Source organism: Methylobacterium thuringiense, from assembly GCF_022179645.1.
GTDB lineage: Bacteria > Pseudomonadota > Alphaproteobacteria > Rhizobiales > Beijerinckiaceae > Methylobacterium > Methylobacterium thuringiense.
The window spans coordinates 168023-186961 of the sequence record NZ_BPRA01000008.1; the positions used below are offsets into that span (position 1 = coordinate 168023).

Sequence of the window (18939 nt, forward strand, 5' to 3'; positions counted from 1 at the left end):
CGCCACAAAACCCCATCAGAGTGGGCTAGCGCGCCCGCGTTGATCCGAGAGGATCCGGCCCGTCGGGACCGGGGGCCGACGGCGCGGGACGAGAGCAGGATTGTCCATGTTCCGCAGAAGCAAGACGCCCCCGCCCGCGCATGCGGGCTCCGACGACGCGGGCGGCCCGGCGCTGCCGCAGCGGCTGTCGCCGCGCAGCCCGAGCGAGGCGCTCAAGCCCACCGCCGCACCGCCGCCGCCGGACGAGCCCGGGCGCGAACGCGGCGGCCTGCTCGGCATGATCAGCGGCCTGATGACCCTGTCCGTCGTCCTGGCCATCGGCGTCATGATCGCCCTGACCCTGGTGAACCGCGAACTCCGCGAACCCGGGCCGCTCGCGACCGACAAGGTCGTGGTGATCCCCAACCGCAGCGGCACCAGCGAGATCGCCGAGACGCTGAGCCGGGAGGGCGTGATCAACCACACCTCCCTGTTCGAGCTCGCCGCACGCTTCCGCGGCAAGGGTCCGCTCAAGCATGGCGAATACGTCTTCAAGGCGCATGCCAGCATCGACGAGGCCATCGACACCCTGACCTCCGGCCGGCAGGTGCAGCACGCGATCACCTTCCCCGAAGGACTCACCAGCGAGCAGATCGTCGGCCGCCTCAACGAGAACGACATCCTGACCGGTGAGATCAACGAGATCCCGCCCGAGGGCGCCCTGCTGCCCGACACCTACAAGTTCGAGCGCGGCGCCACCCGCCAGCAGATCGTCAACCTGATGCGCGCCAAGCAGCGCGAGGTGCTGAACCAGATCTGGCAGCGCCGCAGCGCCGAGGTTCCGGTGCGGACCCCCGCCGAGATGGTGACGCTCGCCTCCATCGTGGAGAAGGAGACCGGCCGGGCCGACGAGCGCCCCCGCGTCGCAGGCGTCTTCGTCAACCGCCTCAACAAGCGCATGAAGCTGCAATCCGACCCGACCATCGTCTACGGCCTCGTCGGCGGGCGCGGCACGCTCGGGCGCGGCATCCAGCGCTCCGAGATCGAGCGGGCCACGCCCTACAACACCTACGTGATCGAGGGTCTGCCGCCCGGCCCGATCGCCAATCCCGGCCGCGCCGCGCTGGAAGCCGTCGCCAACCCGTCGCGCACCAAGGACCTGTTCTTCGTCGCCGACGGCACCGGCGGCCATGCCTTCGCCGACAGCCTGGAAGGCCACCAGCGCAACGTGACCCGCTGGCGCCAGGTCGAGCGGGCCCGCCAGCAATCGCCGCAGCCGGATGCAGGCGGCGTCGACAAGGTCGACCCGGCAGCAGGCGAGCCGAACGCGGCCCAGCCGGGCCAACCGGGCCGCGCCTCGGCCTACGCCCCGGGCTCCAACGCGGCCTTCGCCGCCGACGGCGGGGCTCCGGACGCCAACGGCCGCCGCTCGAAGGCCTTCGACGCCTCCGAGGGCACCAAGCTCGATCCCCTGAAGAACCGCAGCTACGACCTGAGCTCGCCCAAGACCGTGCCGCAGATGAAGAACCCGTGATCCGTTGAGGTCGCCGACGCCTGGGAGTTCCCAAGGAACCATCCGCAGGACGTGAGGCCGGCTTCGTTTTGGGCGAGGCGGGCGCCGGTGGTATGAGGCGCGCTTTCCAGACGGTGACGACGAACCCGTCTCAAGAAGGCCGCGCCCACCATCATGATCACCAGCATGACCGGCTTCGCCCGCGCCGCCGGCACCACGGGTCCGGTGCAGTGGGTCTGGGAGGTTCGCTCCGTCAACGGACGCGGCCTCGACGTCCGGGTGCGCGTGCCGAACGGCTTCGACGGGCCGGGCGAGGCCGCCCGCACCGCCCTGCAGAAGGCGCTGTCGCGCGGCCAGTGCCAGCTCTCCCTCACCCTCACGCGCCCCGAGGCCGCGCCGCGGGTGCGGATCAACGAAACGCTGCTCGCCGATCTCGCCGCCGCGATCGCGCGGGTGCCGCTCTCGGCCGGCCTCGGGCCAGCGAGCCTCGACGGGCTTCTCGGCATCCGCGGCGTGATCGAGGCGGAGGAGGAGGCGGGAACGGACCGCGACGCCCTCGACCGGGATCTCGCGGCGGCGGCCGGGCGCCTCGTCGCCGACCTCGTCGAGGCACGCGGCGCCGAGGGGCGGCAGCTCGCGACGATCGTCGAGGGCCAGCTCGCCGAGATCCAGCGCCTCACCGAGGCCGCCGACGCCTGCCCCGCCCGCAAGCCGGAGGCCGTGCGCGCCCGCCTCGCCGCCGCCGTCGCGGCGCTCGTGGAGAACGGGGGCCTCGATCCGGACCGCCTGCATCAGGAGGCGGTGCTGCTCGCGGCCAAGGCCGACGTGCGCGAGGAGCTCGACCGGCTTCGTGCCCACATTGCCGCGGCCCGCGAGTTGCTGGCGAAGGGCGGCCCCATCGGCCGGCGGCTCGATTTCCTGGCGCAGGAACTCGGCCGCGAGGCCAACACGCTCTCGGCCAAGGCCAACGACATCGCGCTCTCGCGGATCGGACTCGACTTGAAGGCCGTGGTGGAGCAATTCCGCGAGCAGGTTCAGAACGTCGAGTGAGCGTGCGTGAGATGATGATGCCGGCGCCCGGAGACTACGGACGATGACCGCCATCGCGACAGTGCCGCACACGGAGATCGAGCGGCGCGGGCTGGTGCTGATCCTGTCCTCGCCCTCGGGCGCGGGCAAGACCACGCTCACCCGCGCCATCGCCGACGACGGCGGCTGGGGCCTCGACCTCTCGATCTCGGTGACGACCCGGCAGCGCCGCCCGTCCGAGATCGACGGTCGCCATTACGGCTTCATCAGCCGCGAGGCCTTCGAAGACCTGCGCCAGCGCGACAATCTGCTCGAATGGGCGGAGGTCCACGGCAATTTCTACGGCACGCCGCGCAGGCCCGTGGAGACGGCGCTGGCGCGCGGCCGGGACATGATCTTCGACATCGACTACCAGGGCACCCGTCAGGTCCGCGAGCGCCTGCAGGACGACGTCGTCACGGTGTTCATCCTGCCGCCGAGCTTTTCGGAGCTGCGGCACCGCCTGGAACGCCGGGCCGAGGATTCGCCCGCCACCATCGAGAAGCGCCTCGCAAACGCCCGCAACGAGATTCAGCGCTGGGTCGAGTACGACTACGTCATCGTCAACGACGACCTCGACGAGTCTTTCCGCGCCTTGAAATCGATCCTGGAGGCCGAGCGCCTGAAGCGCGTCCGGCGCACCGGGCTCACCGGCTTCGTCGACGGCATGCTCGCGGAACCCGCGAGCATGGTGTGATACCGCGTTTGGCTAAAGCATCGCCCTGGATATAGGATCCAAGACGATGCTCTAGGTCTTTGTATTGCATCGGCTTTTCCGAAAACCGGAGGCCACTTTTCGGGCCGATGCTCTAACGGTACTCGGCGCACCAGCCCGGCGCGTCCTCGGCCACGATCCGGCAACCCCGAACGACCTCGCTCTCGATGAGCGAGCAGGCGTTCGTGGCGTTGCAGGGTGGCCGCGTTGCCGGGGAGACCTCCAGGCAGCGCTCCACGAGACGCGCGGCCTCCTTGCGGCCTATCTCGGCACTGCACGACTCGGCCATGGCGGGCGTCGCGACCCCTGCGAAAGCGGTCAGCAGAACCGCGAGGCGGAGACGGCGTCGGATCGGGGACATGGTGGAAAATTCCTGAGTTGTGGCGGACGCCGCGAAGGATGCCGGCCTCACTGTGAAAACCGTCGCAGATGCTTGACGAGGCTCGGCACGTCGTCCGTTCCGACGTCGACGATGCGCCAACCGGCCTCGGTCCTCGCCAGGCGGTAGCGCACGCTGATCGCCTGCGCTCCGATCCGGAATCCGACGACCGCCTTCGCCCGCACGGCATCCTCGTCCTGCGCCGCGATGGCGACGCCGCGCAGGCCGGTATCGTCCTGGCAGGCGCAGATCGGGTCGAAATCGAGCCCACCCGGCTCGCCCGAGGCTTTCGCGGCCGCCTGGTCGCGCAGTACGAGGCCGAGCAGCGGCTCGCCGAACCAGGCCTTCGGCCGATCCTGCACGGGCGGGGTCCGCCCGGCGGCGACCGGGTACGCGGCGTAGAGCGCGCGGAGCAGATCGGCCGGCGTATCCGCCTCGGCTGCAAGCGCGGGCTGGGCGGACAGGCAGGCGAGAGCCGCGAGCGCGGCGGCGAGAACGGCGAGCTTCATCGGACGGCACTCCGGGACGCGGTCGGCCTCGCAAGGCCGGCGAGCCTGCGATCCCGCGCGTCACGAAGCACGGCCCTCGGGTCCTGTCATTGCCGCCACGTCCCAATCGCCTCGAAAAGCGGCGCGTCGGCACCCATATCCCGGCTTGCGCCGGATTTGCGCGCCCCACCCGCCCCCCGCTATGCACAGCGCGATCGCCGCAGACCCGCGCGAGGTGCCGTTCATGTCCAGCGATCACGCGATCCGGCCGGAGCCGGCCCACGGAGACGTCATGAGTTCAGGACAGGCCCCGGCGACCTCCGCCGCCACCCTCGAAGGCGATGACGACGCGATCCTTCCGTTCGCAGTGGAATCGCTCGATCTGCGGGGCGGCGCCGTGCGGCTCGGACCGTCCCTCGACAGGATCCTGCGCCGCCACGGCTATCCGGATCCGGTGGCGCGGCTGCTCGGCGAGGCGGCGGCGCTGACGGCCCTGCTCGGGGCCTCGCTGAAGTCTCAGGGTCGCTTCCAGCTCCAGACCAAGACAGACGGTCCGGTCGAGATGATCGTGGTCGATTTCGAGGCGCCCGACCGCCTGCGCGCCACGGCCCGCTTCGACGAGCCCCGCGTCACGGCTCTCGGTGCGAAGGCCAAGGCCTCGGACCTGATCGGCCACGGCCACCTCGCCATGACCATCGACCAGGGGCCGAGCCAGAGCCGCTATCAGGGCGTGGTCGCCATGGAGGGCCAGGGTCTCGAAGAGGCCGCACACCAGTATTTCCGCCAGTCCGAGCAGATTCCGACCCGCGTGCGGCTCGCCGTGGCCGAGCAGGTCGAGGGCGGGGTGAGCCGCTGGCGGGCCGGCGGCCTGCTGATGCAGTTCCTGCCGTCCTCGCCCGAGCGGATGCGGCAGGCCGACCTGCCGCCCGGCGACGCACCCGAGGGTCACGCGCTGATGGACGAGAACAACCTGCCCGAGGACGATGCCTGGACCGAGGCGCGTTCGCTTGCCGGCACGGTGGAGGATCACGAACTCGTCGATCCGGCCGTGTCGAGCGAGCGGCTGCTCTACCGCCTGTTCCACGAGCGCGGCGTGCGGGTGTTCGATCCGCAGCCCCTGGTCGAGCAGTGCCGCTGCTCGCGCGAGCGGGTGCTCGGCATGATCCGCTCGTTCTCCGAACAGGAGCGGCGCGACATGGTCGCCGACGACGGCCGGATCGGCATCACCTGCGAATTCTGCTCGCAGCGTTACGTCGTCGACCCCGCCGAGGCCGAGGGCGATCCCGAGGCTGCGGCGGACAGCTCCGAGAGCCTGCAGTGACGGGGCTGTGATCCTGCCTGGATCCGTTCCATGTTAGCGAACGGACCACGGCCTGACGCATCGGCCCCCGCCTCGATCTTGCTCGCCTCGATCTTGCAAGAGGGCCTCCCTGCCGGATCCGCGAGCGAGGCTTGGATCGCATGACCGACCTTCACCCCGTGATCGCAGCCGTCACCGAGCGGGTGGTCGCGCGTTCCCGCGACGGCCGCCGCGCCTATCTCGACATGATCGACCGCGAGCGCGAGGCCGGCGTCCACCGCCCGATGCTCGCCTGCGGCAACCTCGCCCACGGCTTCGCGGCCTCCGGCGAGGACAAGTCGGCGATCATCGCGGGCCGCGCGATGAACATCGGCATCGTCACCGCCTACAACGACATGCTCTCGGCCCATCAGCCCTACGGACGCTACCCGGAGCAGATCAAGCTTTTCGCCCGCGAAGTGGGCGCCACGGCGCAGGTCGCGGGCGGTACGCCCGCCATGTGCGACGGCGTCACCCAGGGGCAGCGCGGCATGGAGCTGTCGCTGTTCTCGCGCGACGCCATCGCCCTCGCGACGGCGGTGGGTTTGAGCCACGGCATGTTCGAGGGCGCGGCGCTGCTCGGCATCTGCGACAAGATCGTGCCCGGCCTGCTGATCGGCGCCCTGCGCTTCGGCCACCTGCCGATGATCCTGATCCCGGCCGGCCCGATGCCCTCCGGGCTCGCCAACAAGGAGAAGCAGCGCATCCGGCAGCTCTACGCGGAGGGCAAGGTCGGCCGCGCGGAACTCCTGGAGAGCGAGTCCGCCTCCTATCACGGGGCCGGCACCTGCACCTTCTACGGCACGGCGAATTCCAACCAGATGATGATGGACGTGATGGGCCTGCACATGCCCGGAGCTTCCTTCATCAACCCCGGCACCAAGCTGCGTCAGGCGGTGACCCGCGCCGCCGTCCACCGGCTCACCGAGATCGGCTGGGGCGGCGACGACTACCGCCCGCTCGGCCGCTGCATCGACGAAAAGGCGATCATCAACGCCATCGTCGGGCTGCTCGCCACCGGCGGCTCGACCAACCACGCCATCCACATCCCCGCCATGGCGCGCGCCGCCGGCATCGTCGTCGACTGGGAGGATTTCGACCTGCTCTCGGGCGCCGTGCCGCTGATCGCCCGCGTCTACCCGAACGGCTCGGGTGACGTGAATCACTTCCACGCCGCCGGCGGCATGTCCTACGTCATCAGCAGCCTGATCGATGCCGGCATGCTGCACGATGATATCCTGACCGTTTCGGGCACGACGCTGCGCGACCATGCCCGCGACCCGAAGCTGTCGGGCCAGGACGACAACGGACTCGTCTACGACGATGCCGTCGCCGACAGCCTCGACGACACCATGCTGAGGAAGCCCGCCAACCCATTCCAGCCGGACGGCGGCATGCGCCTCGTCACGGGCAATCTCGGCCGGGCTACCTTCAAGACCAGCGCCGTGACGCCGGAGCGCCGGACGATCGAAGCACCGGCCCGCGTCTTCTCCGACCAGGACGACGTCATCGCCGCCTTCAAGGCCGGAGAACTGGAGAAGGACGTGGTGGTGGTGGTGCGCTTCCAGGGGCCGCGCGCCAACGGCATGCCGGAACTGCACAAGCTCACCCCGCCCCTCGGCGTGCTGCAGGATCGCGGCTTCAAGGTCGCCCTCGTCACGGACGGCCGCATGTCCGGCGCCTCGGGGAAGGTGCCGGCGGCGATCCATCTCAGCCCCGAAGGCGTCGGCGGCGGCCCGATCGGCCGCATCCGCGACGGCGACGTGATCCGGCTCTCGGCCGAGGACGGCGTGCTCGAAGCGCTGGTCGATCCCGCCGAGTGGGAGGCGCGCGACGAGGCGCTGCCGCCGGCCGACGGCCTCGGCACCGGCCGCGAGCTCTTCGCCTTCATGCGCCACGGCGCCGACGGAGCGGAGCAGGGTGCGTCGGCGATGCTGGCGGCGGCGGGGCTTTAGCGCTCGGATCCGCGACGGTTACTCTCCTCCCCCTTGTGGGGAGGAGTTGGAGGTGGGGGTGGTTCCGCTGGGCTCCGACCCAGGCAAGCGGCACCACCCCTACCCCTTACCCCTCTCCACAAGGGGGAGGGGACACTTCAGGGAGAGCCCCATGGCCAACGACATCGACGCGCTGATGCGCTCCGTTCCCGTGATCCCGGTCCTCGTGATCGAGGACGTGGCCCATGCCGCGCCGATCGCCGAGGCGCTGGTGGCCGGCGGACTGATTGCGCTGGAGGTCACCCTGCGCACGCCTGCCGCCCTCGACGTCATCCGCGAGATGTCGAAGGTCGAGGGTGCGGTGGTCGGCGCCGGCACGGTGCTGAACCCGAAGGACCTCGACGCGGCGCTCTCGGCCGGCGCGAAGTACATCGTCAGCCCTGGGCTGACCGCGCCGCTGACGGAGGCTGCGCAGAAGAGCGGCGTGCCCTACCTGCCGGGCGTCGCCAACGCCGCCGACATCATGCGCGGGCTCGACCACGGCCTCGACCGCTTCAAGTTCTTCCCGGCCGAGGCCTCCGGCGGGTTGAAGGCGCTGAAGGCGCTGGCTGCCGTCTTCGGCAACGTCCGCTTCTGCCCGACCGGCGGCATCACCGAGGCGACGGCGCCGAACTGGCTTGCACACCCATCGGTTCTCTGCGTCGGCGGAAGCTGGGTCGTGCCGGCGGGCGCGCCCGACGGTGCCGCGATCCGCAGGGCGGCGGAAGCTGCCAGTCGATTGCGGTAGACGAGTCTGGCGCCGTGCTGCAGTGCGAAGACGAGTGAAGCTGAAAATTCGTTCATTTTCGCAACTCGTCTCTATTTGTGCGGTCAAGCTTAGCTCTGTTCTCTCGATCGAAAGCAATCTTCGAAAAACCACGAAACCCTTTTCGCACTTCCGACGTTTCGATCCGCGTTTATAATTCGGAGGAACGTCTGATGAAGAGACTTGCTGTTGGCTTGGCAGCATTGCTGCTGAGCACGTCCGTTCATGCCCAGCAGGGCGGTGGTGCGGCCGGTGCCGGTGGCGGTGCGGGCGGTGGCGCGGAGAAGTCGGCCATGGGCGGCGGTCGAAGCGGTGCCGGCAGCGCGGCGGCCTCCCGTGGTGACGGTGGGGGCGCATCGCAGGCCGCGCGCGGCGGTGACAAGGGCGACGGCGGCGGTTCGATGGGTCGCCAGAGTGCCGGACGCGACGGCGGCGAAACCAGCAATACCAATGGTGCCGGCAAGGCGGCTGCGAACGAGCGCGGCGATGCCGGTGCACGGAGCGACCGCTTAGGTCGTGGCGATCGCGCCGAGCGTGGCGGCCGGGGCGACCGATTCGAGGGACGCAGCAACAGCCGGGTCGACATCCGCACGTCGTCGCGCACCGATCGTTTCGACCGCGGAGGCCGTGGTGGCCGCTTCGTGGTGATCGGCGGCCAGCGTGTGGTCTACGGCTCGCCCGAGTATCGCCGCCTCGTCGTGACCGAGCGCAGCGGCGGCGGCATCCGTGGCAAGCGCTACGTCACCGTCCGCGGCCAGCGCGTGATCTACGGCTCGCCGGAATACCGCCGTCTGATCGTGACCGAGCGCCGGGGCGGCCTCCGCGAGCGCTACGTCGTGATCCGCGGCCAGCGCGTCCTCTATGGTTCGCCCGAGTATCGCCGCCTGTCGGTGAATGTCGGCGGTCGCGACGGCTTCGAGCGCAACAGCGTCTCGACCCGCACCAGCGTCACCACCCGCGAGCGCGACGGGTTTCGTGGTGGCCGCGACGACAACGGCGGGCGCGGCGCCCGTGCCGACCGCAACGAGACCGGCAAGGGCATGACCCGCGGCGGCAACGACGGCGGCATGAAGAACGCCGGCACCGACACCAAGTCCAGCGGCATCCGCAATGCCTCCGAGAAGGGCGACACCGGCGGTATGCGGAATGCCGGCGGCGGCAACGCTGGTGCAGGCGAAGCCGGCGGCGGTCGCGGCGGCTCCATGGGTGCCGGTGGCGGCGCGATGGGCAAGGGCGGTGCTGGCGGCACCGGCGGCGCAGGCGCTGGTGCAGGCGGCCGTAACTGAGCCTGACGCTTAGACATTCGGGCAAAGGGGAGGGGCCGGAGACGGCCCCTCTTCTTCCCGACTGACGCTCAGGTCTTCAACACCGGCTCGTTGACGTCGCCGCTGCCGCGCTGGGCCAGGTAGTCCGGCTGGAACAGGCACATCCGCACGGCGTCGCGGTAGCGGCCGTTCACGAAGAACTCGTCGCGCAGGACGCCCTCCGGCTTGAAGCCGCAGCGCTCGTAGATGCCCACCGCCCGCGCGTTGTCCTTGTCGACCTGCAAGTAGAGTTTGTGGATGTTGAGCACGCTGAAGGCGTAGTCCATGGCGATCCGGGTCGCCTTCCAGGCGTAGCCCCGCCCCTCGAAGCCGGGATGGATCGCGATCTGGAACTCGCAGCGCCGATGCAGGTGGTTGATCTCGACCAGCTCGATCAGCCCCGCCGGCTCGTCCCCCTCCGTGGCGATGATGAAGCGCCGCTCGGTCTGGTTGTGGATATTGCGCTCGTAGAGCTGCTGGAGCTCGGCGAAGGACTCGTAGGCCTCCTCGAACCAGTAGCGCATGATGCTGTCGTTGTTGTTGAGCTGGTGCACGAAGCGCAGGTCCTCGCGCTCCAGCGGCCGGAGTTTGACCGCGCCAGTCAAGCGTTTCGCACTCACGCCGCGCATTCCGACAGCAACCGCTTCATGAAGGCTTCGCCCCGCTCCAACTCGTCGAGGGTGATGTACTCGTCGGGCTGGTGGGCCTGGTCGATTGAGCCCGGCCCGCACACCACCGTCGGCAGCCCTGCGGCCTGGAAGCGCCCGGCCTCCGTTGCATAAGAGACGGAGATGGTGCGGTTGCGCCCGGCGAGCCGCAGGGCCAGCGTCTCGGCTTCCGAGCCCGGATCGGGGGCGAGTCCCGGCACGGCGACCTCCTCCACCGTCTCGATGTGCCCGTAATCGCCGTAGCGGTTCAGCCTGTTGGCGACGACCCGCTCGGTCGCCTCCGCGAACAGGCGCGGGATCTCCTGCATGTCGAGGTCGGGCAGCCCGCGAAACTCCCAGTGGAAACTGCAGCGTTTCGCCAGGATGTTACGGGCGGTGCCGCCTGCGATGGTGCCGACATGCACCGTCGTCGCGGGCGGGTCGAACCGGCCGGAGGCATCGCCCCGCGCGATCATCGCGTCGGCGATCGCGTTCAGTTCCGCCACGAGATCGGCCGCCGCCGTCACCGCGTTCGCCCCGAGCATGGGCTTGGAGGAATGCGCCTCGTGGCCGTGCACCACCGTGTCATAGGTGACGACGCTCTTATGCGCGTCGGCGACCTCCAGCCCGGTCGGCTCGCCCACGATCACCGCGCCGGGGCGCGGCAGGTCCGTGCCGAAATGGGCGATGGTGTCGAGCACGCCGAGGCAAGTAATCTCCTCGTCGTAGGAGAGCAGGATGTGGATCGGCCGCTTCAGTTCGGTCGAGACGGCGTCGGGCACCAGCCCGAGGGCGAGGGCATCGAACCCCTTCATGTCGACCGAGCCGCGGCCATAGGCGCGGCCGTCACTGATGCGGAGCGTGAACGGGTCGGAGGTCCAGGCCTGGCCCGTCACCGGCACCACGTCGGTATGGCCCGACAGCACGACCCCGCCATCGATCATCGGTCCGAGGGTGGCGAAGAGCGCCTGCTTGTCGCCGGCCGCGTTCGGCACGCGGGTGTAGGGCACGCCCCAGCCGTCGAGGTAGCCGGCGACGAAGTCGATCAGGGCGATGTTGGACTTCGAACTCTCGGTATCGAAGGCCACGAGGCGTTCGAGCAGTTCGAGGGTGGTGTAGCGCTTGGGTTCTCGCTGTGTCGCGCCCTCTCGCGACGAACCGGCATCCACGTCGTCGGAGAGCCCTTCCGAGGACATCGCCTCAGTGGACGCTGCGGCGGACATGCGGCGAGTCGAGCGAGAAGGCCGGGATCTCCGCCTCGAAGCTGTCGCCGCCGATCACCGTCATCGTGTAGCTGCCGGCCATCAGCCCGTCCGGCGTCGTGAGCGGGCAGCCGCTGGTATAGCTGAACGACTCGCCCGGGCCGAGGAAGGGCTGCTTGCCGACGACGCCGGCGCCGCGCACCTCCTGGCAGGAGCCGTGGCCGTCGATGATGCGCCAATGGCGCGAGCGCAGCTGCACCTTCTCGTTGCCGTTGTTCACGATCTCGACCGTATAGGCAAAGAAGTAGCGGCTCTCGCCGGGAGAGGATTCCTCCTCGACGAAGCGAGGCTCGACGGTCACGCTGATGCCGCGGGTCTCGGCCTTGTACATCGCCGGAAATCTCTCCCTGGCCGCTCAGAGCCGTATCCGATCCGATTGCATCGGGCCGGTGACTCTTAAGCTTCCGTTTCGACGCGCTCTCTTTCGACCAACCGGCATCGACTCGGTCGGAAAACGCACTGGGGTCGCCGCGACGCGACAACCGCTCGGCCTCGTGGTACGTGGCCCCCGGATTCCCGTCAATCGCGGCGAAGTACGTCGGAGTTCCCTTGGCGAAAGCCCCGTCCCAGGCCTTGCGATCACGGGTTGCCGACGCCTCGATGCCCTATCTCATGGGCTCCGGAGTCCTGCTCGCGCTGACGGCATTGTTCGTCTGGAAGGCCCCGGCCATGAACGGTCCGGCGGGCGTGGCGCTGGCCGTCGCGGTGGCCCTCGACGCGGCCTCGCGGCTCGCGGCCGAGGCGGCCTCGCGGCGCTCGGGCGTCGAACTGGCGATGCGCGGCCTGCCATCGCTGGTGCTGCCGCTCGGCGCGGCGCCCGGCCTCGCCGCCGCCATCCTCGCGGTGCTGCCGCTCCTCGGACCCGGCCGCTTCCCCGTGGTGGCGAGCCTCATCGCCGGCATGGTTGCGATGGGCGCGCTCGCCCGGCTCTCGCTCACCCGCAGCGTGCTGGTCCTGGCCAAGGCGGAGACGCGCGAAACCCTCGTCCGGCCTTGAGCCATGCTGGACGCGAACGGCCTCAGAAAGACTGCCGGATGACACGGAACGCAGCCGGACGGGACGGCATCCTCTCGGCGCGCGGCATCGCCGCCCTGACCGCGGCCGGGGCGATCCGCCCGGAGCGCCCCTACGCCCCCGACCAGATCCAGCCGGCGAGCCTCGACCTGCGCCTCGGCAAGCGCGCCTACCGGGTCCGCACCAGCTTCCTGCCCGGCACGAGCCGCACCGTCGACACCTGCGTCGCGGCGCTCGCCCTGCATCCGATCGACCTGACCCAAGGCGCGGTGCTGGAGACGGGCTGCGTCTACATCGCCGAACTGCTCGAAGATCTGGCCCTGCCGGCGGACCTGCGGGCCAGCGCGAATCCGAAGAGCTCCACCGGCCGCATCGACGTGTTCACCCGCGTGATCACCGACCGCGCCGCCGCCTTCGATCAGGTCGAGGCCGGCTATACCGGGCCGCTCTATGCGGAGATCTCGCCCAGGACGTTCCCGATCCTCGTGCGGACCGGCTCGCGGCTCTCGCAGATCCGCTTCCGCCAAGGCGAGCCGCGCCTGACCGATACCGAACTCGCCGCGCTGCACGCCCGCAGCCCGCTGGTGAGCGCGGACGACCCCTCCTTCACCGGCGGCGTCGCCGTCTCGGTCGACCTGTCCGGGTTCGACGGCCTGATCGGCTATCGCGGCAAGCGCCATACCGGGCTGATCGACGTCGACAAGCCGCGCAGCCAGCCGGCCTCCGATTTCTGGGATCCGCTGCCCGCCGACGACCGCGGCGCGCTGATCCTCGATCCGGGCCAGTTCTACATCCTGGCCTCGAAAGAGGCGGTGCAGGTGCCGCCCGACCACGCCGCCGAGATGGTGCCGTTCGATCCCCTGGTCGGCGAATTCCGGGTGCATTACGCCGGCTTCTTCGATCCGGGCTTCGGCTTTGCCGGGGCAGGGGGCTCGGGCGCGCGCGCCGTGCTCGAGGTCCGCTCGCGCGACGTGCCGTTCTTGCTGGAGGATGGCCAGATCGTCGGGCGGCTCGTCTACGAGCGCATGGCCGAGACGCCGGAGACGCTCTATGGCGCGGGCGCGGGCTCGAACTATCAGGCGCAGGGCCTGAAGCTCTCGAAGCACTTCTACTGATACGCCGCCGCCCGGACGAGGCGCCGGTCGGCGAGCCTCCGGCCGACGCGGCTCAGGGCTGGGCCGGCCCTCCGGCCGCCACGACGCCGGCCCCTCTGGGCGAAACCAGAACTCTGCGCGTGGCCGCCTTCGGCGCGGCGCTCGGCGGCGTCACGGCCGGTGCGGGCCCGATGTCGAGGTCCGTGCCGTCGCCCTCGAGCACCGGCAGCAGGTCGAGCTGGAACGGCGACGGATCGGCGGCCGCCGAGCGGGCCGGGGCCGCCACCTGAGCCGGGAGGACGGCCTCGACCGGCGCCGCGGCGACGAACGCCACGGGCTCCGGGGCGGCATCCGCATAGGCAACCATCGGCGTCGGATCGACGGAGAGGGACGGCGAGAGCTGCAGCATCAGCAGGAGGCCGGCCGTGATGGCGGCGGAGGCGAGGGCGAGGGGTGTCACCGGCACGGGGCTGCGGCGCTCGACCTGCTGCAGGAGCTTCAGCGGACCCGGCAGGATGCGCACGCGGCGCACGAACAATCTCGACATGGCGCATTCTCCGGCACGAGCCAGACTTCGCCCTCGCATACTGTTAGCGGCTATGGCGAAAGTGTGGCCGCAAGTGTGCGATGGCACCCTACGCGATGTCACCCTGCGTGACAGGATACGGCTCAGGCGTCGGCGGCGGCCTCGTCGATGAACCAGATCAGCCGGCCCTTGCTCGTGGCACGGCCGGCGGGCAGATCCTCGCCGGCCGCGAGCCGCGCGAGCGGATCGCGCTTGGCCGTGCCGTTCACGAGGAAGAGCACCGAACGCGAGGAGGCCAGCGCCGGGAAGGTCAGGCTGATGCGCGGGACGAACGGCTCCATCCCCGCCTCCGGCACCGCCGCGACCCAGGCCTCGCGCTCCTTCACCGCCGGCTTGCCGGGGAACAGCGAGGCGGTGTGGCCGTCGCCGCCGAGGCCGAGCAGGACGAGGTCGAACAACGGCCGGGACGGGTCGAGGGTGTCCGCGCCGTAGAACGCCTGCAGCGTCTTCTGGTAGGCGCGCGCGCCGATCTCTGCGCCCGCGTCGGAGGGGATGAAGTGGAAGTGCCCGGCCGGCACCGGCCCTTCATGCCCGAAGGCTTCGCGGACCATGCGGACGTTGCTGAGCGGATCGTCCCAGGGCACGACCCGGTCGTCGCCGAAGAACCAGTGGATGCGCGACCACGGCACCCGGCCGACATAGCCCTCGCCCGCAAGCAACGCGTAGAGCCGCTTCGGCGTCGAACCGCCGGACAGGCAGATCGCGATGCGCTCCCCCGTCGCCTCCTCCGCCACCGCGAGCAGCAGGTCGGCAGCGGCCCGCGCCGTCGCCTCGGCGTCGGGGAGGATCGTCGCATTCGGGGGCAGGGCGATCATCGGCGCCCCTTATTTGCGCGCGTCGGACGAGCCCATGGCCGGAGCCGGCGCGCCCTCGATATGGCCGCCGAAGCCTTTTCGCATGGCCGATAGGAGTTTGTCGGCATAGCTGTCGTGCTCGCGCGAGCGGAAGCGGCGGTAGAGAGCGTTCGAGAGCACGGTGGCCGGCACGGCCTCCTCGACGGCGGCGTTGATGGTCCAGCGTCCTTCGCCCGAATCCTCGACGAACCCTGAGAAGCCTTCGAGCGATTCGTTACCGGCGAGCGCGGAAGCGGTCAGGTCGAGGAGCCAGGACGAGACCACACTGCCGCGCCGCCAGACCTCGGCGATGTCGCCGAGGTTGAGATCGTAGCGGCGATGCTCCGGTACCTGATCGGAATTGGCGTGCTTGAGGATGTCGAAGCCCTCGGCATAGGCCTGCATCAGGCCGTACTCGATGCCGTTGTGGATCATCTTGACGAAGTGGCCCGCGCCGGTCGGGCCGGCATGGATGTAGCCTTCTTCCGCGCGCGAATCGCGGCCCTCGCGACCGGGGGTCTGCGGGATGTCGCCCCGGCCGGGCGCCAGCGTCTTGAGGATCGGGTCGAGGCGGTCGACCGCCGCCGTGTCGCCGCCGATCATCATGCAATAGCCGCGCTCCAGCCCCCAGACGCCGCCGGAGGTGCCGACGTCGACGAAGTGGATGCCCTTGTCCTTGAGCTCGGACGCATGACGGATGTCGTCCTGATAGAACGAGTTGCCGCCGTCGATGATGATGTCGTCGGCCTCCATCAGGCCGTGCAGGGCGGTGATGGTCTCGTTGGTGATGTGGCCGGCCGGCAGCATCACCCATAGGGCGCGCGGCTTTTCGAGCTTGGCGACGAGGTCTTCGAGGCTGGAGGCGCCAGTGGCACCCTCGCCTGCAAGCGTCTCGACGGCCTTGGAATCCTTATCGAAGACTACGGCCGTGTGCCCGTTGCGCATAATGCGCCGCACGATATTGCCGCCCATCCGGCCGAGGCCGATCATGCCGAGTTGCATGGCTTGCTGACTCCCGTCTGGCGCCTCTCCTCCCCCTTGTGGGGAGGAGTTGGAGGTGGGGGTGGTGCCGCTTGGTCCGACGCAGGCAAGCGGAGCCACCCCCACCCTCGGTCCCTCCCCACAAGGGGGAGGGAAGGTTCTAACCCACCGCCGCCTTGATCGCCGCGGCGATGCGTCTGACGCCGGCTTCGACTTCGCCGCCCTTGATGTGGACGCGCAGGGCCCGCCGGCCGCGCTCGGCCAACACCGAAAAATCGCCGCGGGCCTGCGCCGCAATCACCGTGCCGAAGCCGAGCTTGCGACCGGGGATTGCAAGGTCCTGCGACGGGTCGGCGGTGATCTGGAGGAAGACGCCGCTCGATGGGCCGCCCTTGTAGGCCTGCCCCGTCGAATGGAGGAAGCGCGGCCCGAACTCCAGGCAGGTCGCGACCTTGCGGGCGTCGCGCACGGCGAGGCGTGCATCCTGCAGGACCGACTGGTGCGTCGCGTTGCGCTCGATATAGCCGAGCACCGCGACGTAATCGTCCTCCTTCACCCGGGCGAGGTGCCGGGCAACCGTCGCCTCGACGCCGCCCTCACCCTGCGCCAGAGCCTCGGCGTTGGCGGTGTCGGCGTAGAGCGCGATGGTGTCGTCCTCGAACAGCGGCGTCTCGGCCGGCAGCGATCCGGTCTCCTCGGCGGTCGAGAACAGCTTCTTCGTCTCGATCTTGCTCGCCTCGACGTCGGGCTGGTCGAAAGGGTTGATGCCGAGCACGGCGCCGGCAACCGCCGTGGCGATCTCGAAGCGGAAGAATTCCTGCGACAGCTGCTCGACCTTTTCGAGGTCGATGCGCACCAGCGGATGGCCCTCCGCCTCCAGGCCCTTCACGGCCTCGTCCTGCTGCGCGTCGGCGCGGCCGTCGAGACGCAGGTAGATGAAGAAGCGGTCGCGGCCGTAGATAGCGGGCACGCCGACGGGCTCGCCCTCGATCGGGATGACGCCCTTGCCCTCCTTGCCGGTGGATTCGGCGATGAGCTGTTCAGCCCAGGTGCCGAAGGTGCCGACGCCGGGCGAGCAGATGATCGTCACCTTGTCGCGGCCGTGTTCCAGCGCAGCAACGCCGATCGCCGCGCCGAGGCGCACGCCGGGATTGTTGGCAGGCGGCACGGCCGGTCCGCAGGAGCGCACCATGATGTGCGCGCTCTCCAAGAACTCGTCGATCTCGACGCCCGCCACCGCCGCCGGCACGAGGCCAAACGCGGAGAGCACGGAGTAGCGGCCGCCGATCTGCGGCACGCCGTAGAAAATCCTGCGGAAGCCGTCGTCCTTCGCGGCCTTCTCCATGGCGGAGCCGGGATCGGTCACGGCGACGAAGTGCCGGCCGGCCTTGTCGCCGACGACCTCCTTCATCCGGCCCAGGAAGTAGTCGCGAAAGACGTTGGGTTCGAGAGTCGAACCGGATTTCGAGGCGACGATGAAGAGCGTCTTTTCGAGGTTCACAGCCGCCTCGACGGTGCGGACCTCGTCCGGATCGGTCGAATCGAGGATACGAAGCTTGGGCCAGCCCTCGCGCTCGCCGTAGGTCGCAGCGATCACCTCGGGACCGAGGCTCGAACCGCCCATGCCGAGCACCACGGCATCGGTGAAGCCTTCGGAGCGAATCTCCTCGGCGAAGGCCTCGTACTCGCCGACCTTGGTCAGCCCGTCCTCGACGATGCGCAGCCAGCCGAGCCACTTGTCCTCGTCGGCGCCCGTCCAGACCGTCTTGTCATGAGCCCAGAGGCGGCGGATCGCGCCATCGGCGCGCCAGGATTCGATGGTCTTGTCGGTTGCGCCCTGCAGCACGTCGCCGAGCTTGCAGGCATGGCCGTTGAGCCGGGCGCCGAGCAGCGCCGCGCGCTTCGAGGCCACGGCACCGAGCACCGCGTCGGCCGCGTCCACGAAGAGCTGCACGCCCTCCGCGACGAGTTGCTTGGCGACCGCCTCGATGTCGATGCCGGCCTTGGCCAGGCGCGCCATCACGGCCTCGGCCTCGCCGACGTTCTCCTCCAGCGAAGCCCGCGCCTGCCCGTGATCGCGAAAGGCGTCCATGGTGGCGGGCGGCATGGTGTTGACGGTGTTCCGGCCGATCAGCTCGGAGACGTAGAGCGTGTCGGGATAGGCCTTGTTCTTGACGCCGGTGGAGGCCCAGAGCAGGCGCTGCGCCTTGGCGCCCTTGGCATCGAGCGCCTCCCAGGCCTGGCCGGAAAAGATGCGCTTGTAGGACTGGTAGGCGAGCTTGGCATTCGCGATCGCGACCTTGCCCTTGAGGTCCTCGAACTCGCCTTTCTCGTCGAGCTGCTTGTCCACCAGCACGTCGATGCGGCTGATGAAGAAGCTCGCCACGCTCGCGACCTTCGAGACGTCGCCGCCCTTGGCCCCGAACTCGGTCAGGCCGTCGATGAAGGCCTGCGCTACGGCCTCGTAGGTCGCCTTCGAGAACAGCAGCGTGACGTTGATCGAGATACCCTCGGCGGTGAGCTGGCGGATCGCCGGGATGCCCTCCGGGGTCGCCGGCACCTTCACCATCAGGTTGTCGCGGGCGACGGCCTTGTGCAGACGCCGCGCCTCGACCAGCGTCTCCTCGGTGTCGAGGGCGAGGTAGGGCGAGACTTCGAGGCTGACGTAGCCGTCGGCGCCGTCGCTCGCCTCGTAAACAGGGCGCAGCACGTCGGCGGCGGCCTGGACGTCGGCGATGGCGAGGCCTTCGTAGAGGTCGATGACGCGGGCGTCGCCCTGGTCGAGCACGCTCTTGAGGCTGTCGTCGTACTCGGACGAATGCCCGATCGCCTTCTCGAAGATCGACGGGTTCGAGGTGACGCCGCGCAGGTCGTCGGCTTCGACCAGCGCCTTCAGTTCGCCCTTCGCGATGAATCCGCGGGCCACGAAGTCGAGCCAGACCGCCTGTTCGTAGTCGGTGAAGAGGGCGTTCAGGGCACTCATGTCGGTCGATCCTCA

General features: G+C 69.7%; 18 protein-coding genes. 9 read left to right on the forward strand and 9 right to left on the reverse strand.

All coding sequences use genetic code 11. From position 1 onward, the window contains the following. Window positions 1-106 precede the first annotated feature (106 nt). The 3 genes from mltG (at window position 107) to gmk (ending at window position 3257) form a co-directional block, all read left to right on the forward strand. Window positions 107-1513, forward strand: a complete 1407-nt coding sequence (gene mltG, locus MFF07_RS09700) for an endolytic transglycosylase MltG (protein ID WP_238231709.1) — start codon at window positions 107-109, stop codon at window positions 1511-1513. Between the two features lie 153 nt (window positions 1514-1666). Then, a complete protein-coding gene (locus MFF07_RS09705) occupies window positions 1667-2542 on the forward strand; it encodes a YicC/YloC family endoribonuclease (RefSeq protein ID WP_238231710.1) in 876 nt (291 codons plus the stop codon). Between the two features lie 43 nt (window positions 2543-2585). Continuing rightward, window positions 2586-3257: a guanylate kinase gene (gene gmk, locus MFF07_RS09710; RefSeq protein WP_147820281.1), complete on the forward strand. Its 672-nt coding sequence runs from the start codon at window positions 2586-2588 to the stop codon at window positions 3255-3257. Window positions 3258-3369: 112 nt separating this feature from the next. Here the strand turns inward: gmk and MFF07_RS09715 are convergent, their stop codons facing one another. After that, on the reverse strand, window positions 3370-3636 hold the full coding sequence (locus MFF07_RS09715) for a hypothetical protein (protein ID WP_147820283.1): 267 nt from the start codon (window positions 3634-3636) through the stop codon (window positions 3370-3372). 47 nt (window positions 3637-3683) lie between these two features. Next, window positions 3684-4163, reverse strand: coding sequence for a hypothetical protein (locus MFF07_RS09720; protein ID WP_238231712.1), 480 nt, complete (start codon window positions 4161-4163; stop codon window positions 3684-3686). Window positions 4164-4434: 271 nt separating this feature from the next. On the opposite strand from MFF07_RS09720, the gene MFF07_RS09725 reads away from it, so the two are divergent. The 4 genes from MFF07_RS09725 (at window position 4435) to MFF07_RS09740 (ending at window position 9506) form a co-directional block, all read left to right on the forward strand. After that, a complete protein-coding gene (locus tag MFF07_RS09725) occupies window positions 4435-5463 on the forward strand; it encodes an Hsp33 family molecular chaperone (RefSeq protein WP_147820299.1) in 1029 nt (342 codons plus the stop codon). Window positions 5464-5603: 140 nt separating this feature from the next. Beyond that, window positions 5604-7436, forward strand: a complete 1833-nt coding sequence (gene edd, locus MFF07_RS09730) for a phosphogluconate dehydratase (protein WP_238231714.1) — start codon at window positions 5604-5606, stop codon at window positions 7434-7436. Window positions 7437-7587: 151 nt separating this feature from the next. Beyond that, complete coding sequence (eda, locus tag MFF07_RS09735; RefSeq protein ID WP_147820289.1) at window positions 7588-8202, forward strand: bifunctional 4-hydroxy-2-oxoglutarate aldolase/2-dehydro-3-deoxy-phosphogluconate aldolase; 615 nt, start codon at window positions 7588-7590, stop codon at window positions 8200-8202. A gap of 191 nt (window positions 8203-8393) precedes the next feature. Next, on the forward strand, window positions 8394-9506 hold the full coding sequence (locus MFF07_RS09740) for a hypothetical protein (protein WP_238231716.1): 1113 nt from the start codon (window positions 8394-8396) through the stop codon (window positions 9504-9506). A 68-nt stretch (window positions 9507-9574) separates the two neighbouring features. Here MFF07_RS09740 and speG read toward each other — a convergent pair whose 3' ends face one another. Genes speG through apaG form a run of 3 tightly spaced genes read right to left on the reverse strand, consistent with a single transcriptional unit; the run spans window position 9575 to window position 11764 of the window. Then, window positions 9575-10144, reverse strand: a complete 570-nt coding sequence (gene speG / locus MFF07_RS09745; RefSeq protein ID WP_238231718.1) for a spermidine N1-acetyltransferase — start codon at window positions 10142-10144, stop codon at window positions 9575-9577. Beyond that, window positions 10141-11394 (reverse strand): acetylornithine deacetylase, encoded by a 1254-nt coding sequence (gene argE, locus MFF07_RS09750; RefSeq protein ID WP_238231720.1) that lies wholly within the window; start codon window positions 11392-11394, stop codon window positions 10141-10143. Before argE ends, speG begins: the two co-directional genes overlap by 4 nt. Further along, on the reverse strand, window positions 11372-11764 hold the full coding sequence (apaG, locus tag MFF07_RS09755) for a Co2+/Mg2+ efflux facilitator ApaG/CorD (protein ID WP_147820295.1): 393 nt from the start codon (window positions 11762-11764) through the stop codon (window positions 11372-11374). The genes argE and apaG overlap by 23 nt, the downstream gene beginning before the upstream one ends. A 218-nt stretch (window positions 11765-11982) precedes the next feature. Between apaG and MFF07_RS09760 the strand changes: the two genes are divergently transcribed. Together MFF07_RS09760 and MFF07_RS09765 are read left to right on the forward strand one after the other, a co-directional pair. After that, on the forward strand, window positions 11983-12429 hold the full coding sequence (locus MFF07_RS09760) for a hypothetical protein (RefSeq protein ID WP_238231721.1): 447 nt from the start codon (window positions 11983-11985) through the stop codon (window positions 12427-12429). Window positions 12430-12467: 38 nt separating this feature from the next. After that, window positions 12468-13562, forward strand: a complete 1095-nt coding sequence (locus MFF07_RS09765; protein WP_147821811.1) for a 2'-deoxycytidine 5'-triphosphate deaminase — start codon at window positions 12468-12470, stop codon at window positions 13560-13562. Between the two features lie 52 nt (window positions 13563-13614). On the opposite strand, the gene MFF07_RS09770 is transcribed toward MFF07_RS09765, so the two are convergent. The 4 genes from MFF07_RS09770 to MFF07_RS09785 form a co-directional block, all read right to left on the reverse strand. Beyond that, window positions 13615-14088: a hypothetical protein gene (locus tag MFF07_RS09770; protein ID WP_238231723.1), complete on the reverse strand. Its 474-nt coding sequence runs from the start codon at window positions 14086-14088 to the stop codon at window positions 13615-13617. Window positions 14089-14210: 122 nt separating this feature from the next. Then, entirely contained in the window at window positions 14211-14942 is a 732-nt protein-coding gene (gene pgl / locus MFF07_RS09775) for a 6-phosphogluconolactonase (RefSeq protein ID WP_147820311.1), read from the reverse strand. Between the two features lie 9 nt (window positions 14943-14951). Then, window positions 14952-15962: a phosphogluconate dehydrogenase (NAD(+)-dependent, decarboxylating) gene (gene gnd / locus MFF07_RS09780; protein ID WP_147820309.1), complete on the reverse strand. Its 1011-nt coding sequence runs from the start codon at window positions 15960-15962 to the stop codon at window positions 14952-14954. Window positions 15963-16101: 139 nt separating this feature from the next. Continuing rightward, on the reverse strand, window positions 16102-18924 hold the full coding sequence (locus MFF07_RS09785) for a bifunctional transaldolase/phosoglucose isomerase (protein WP_147820307.1): 2823 nt from the start codon (window positions 18922-18924) through the stop codon (window positions 16102-16104). Between the last annotated feature and the right edge of the window lie 15 nt (window positions 18925-18939).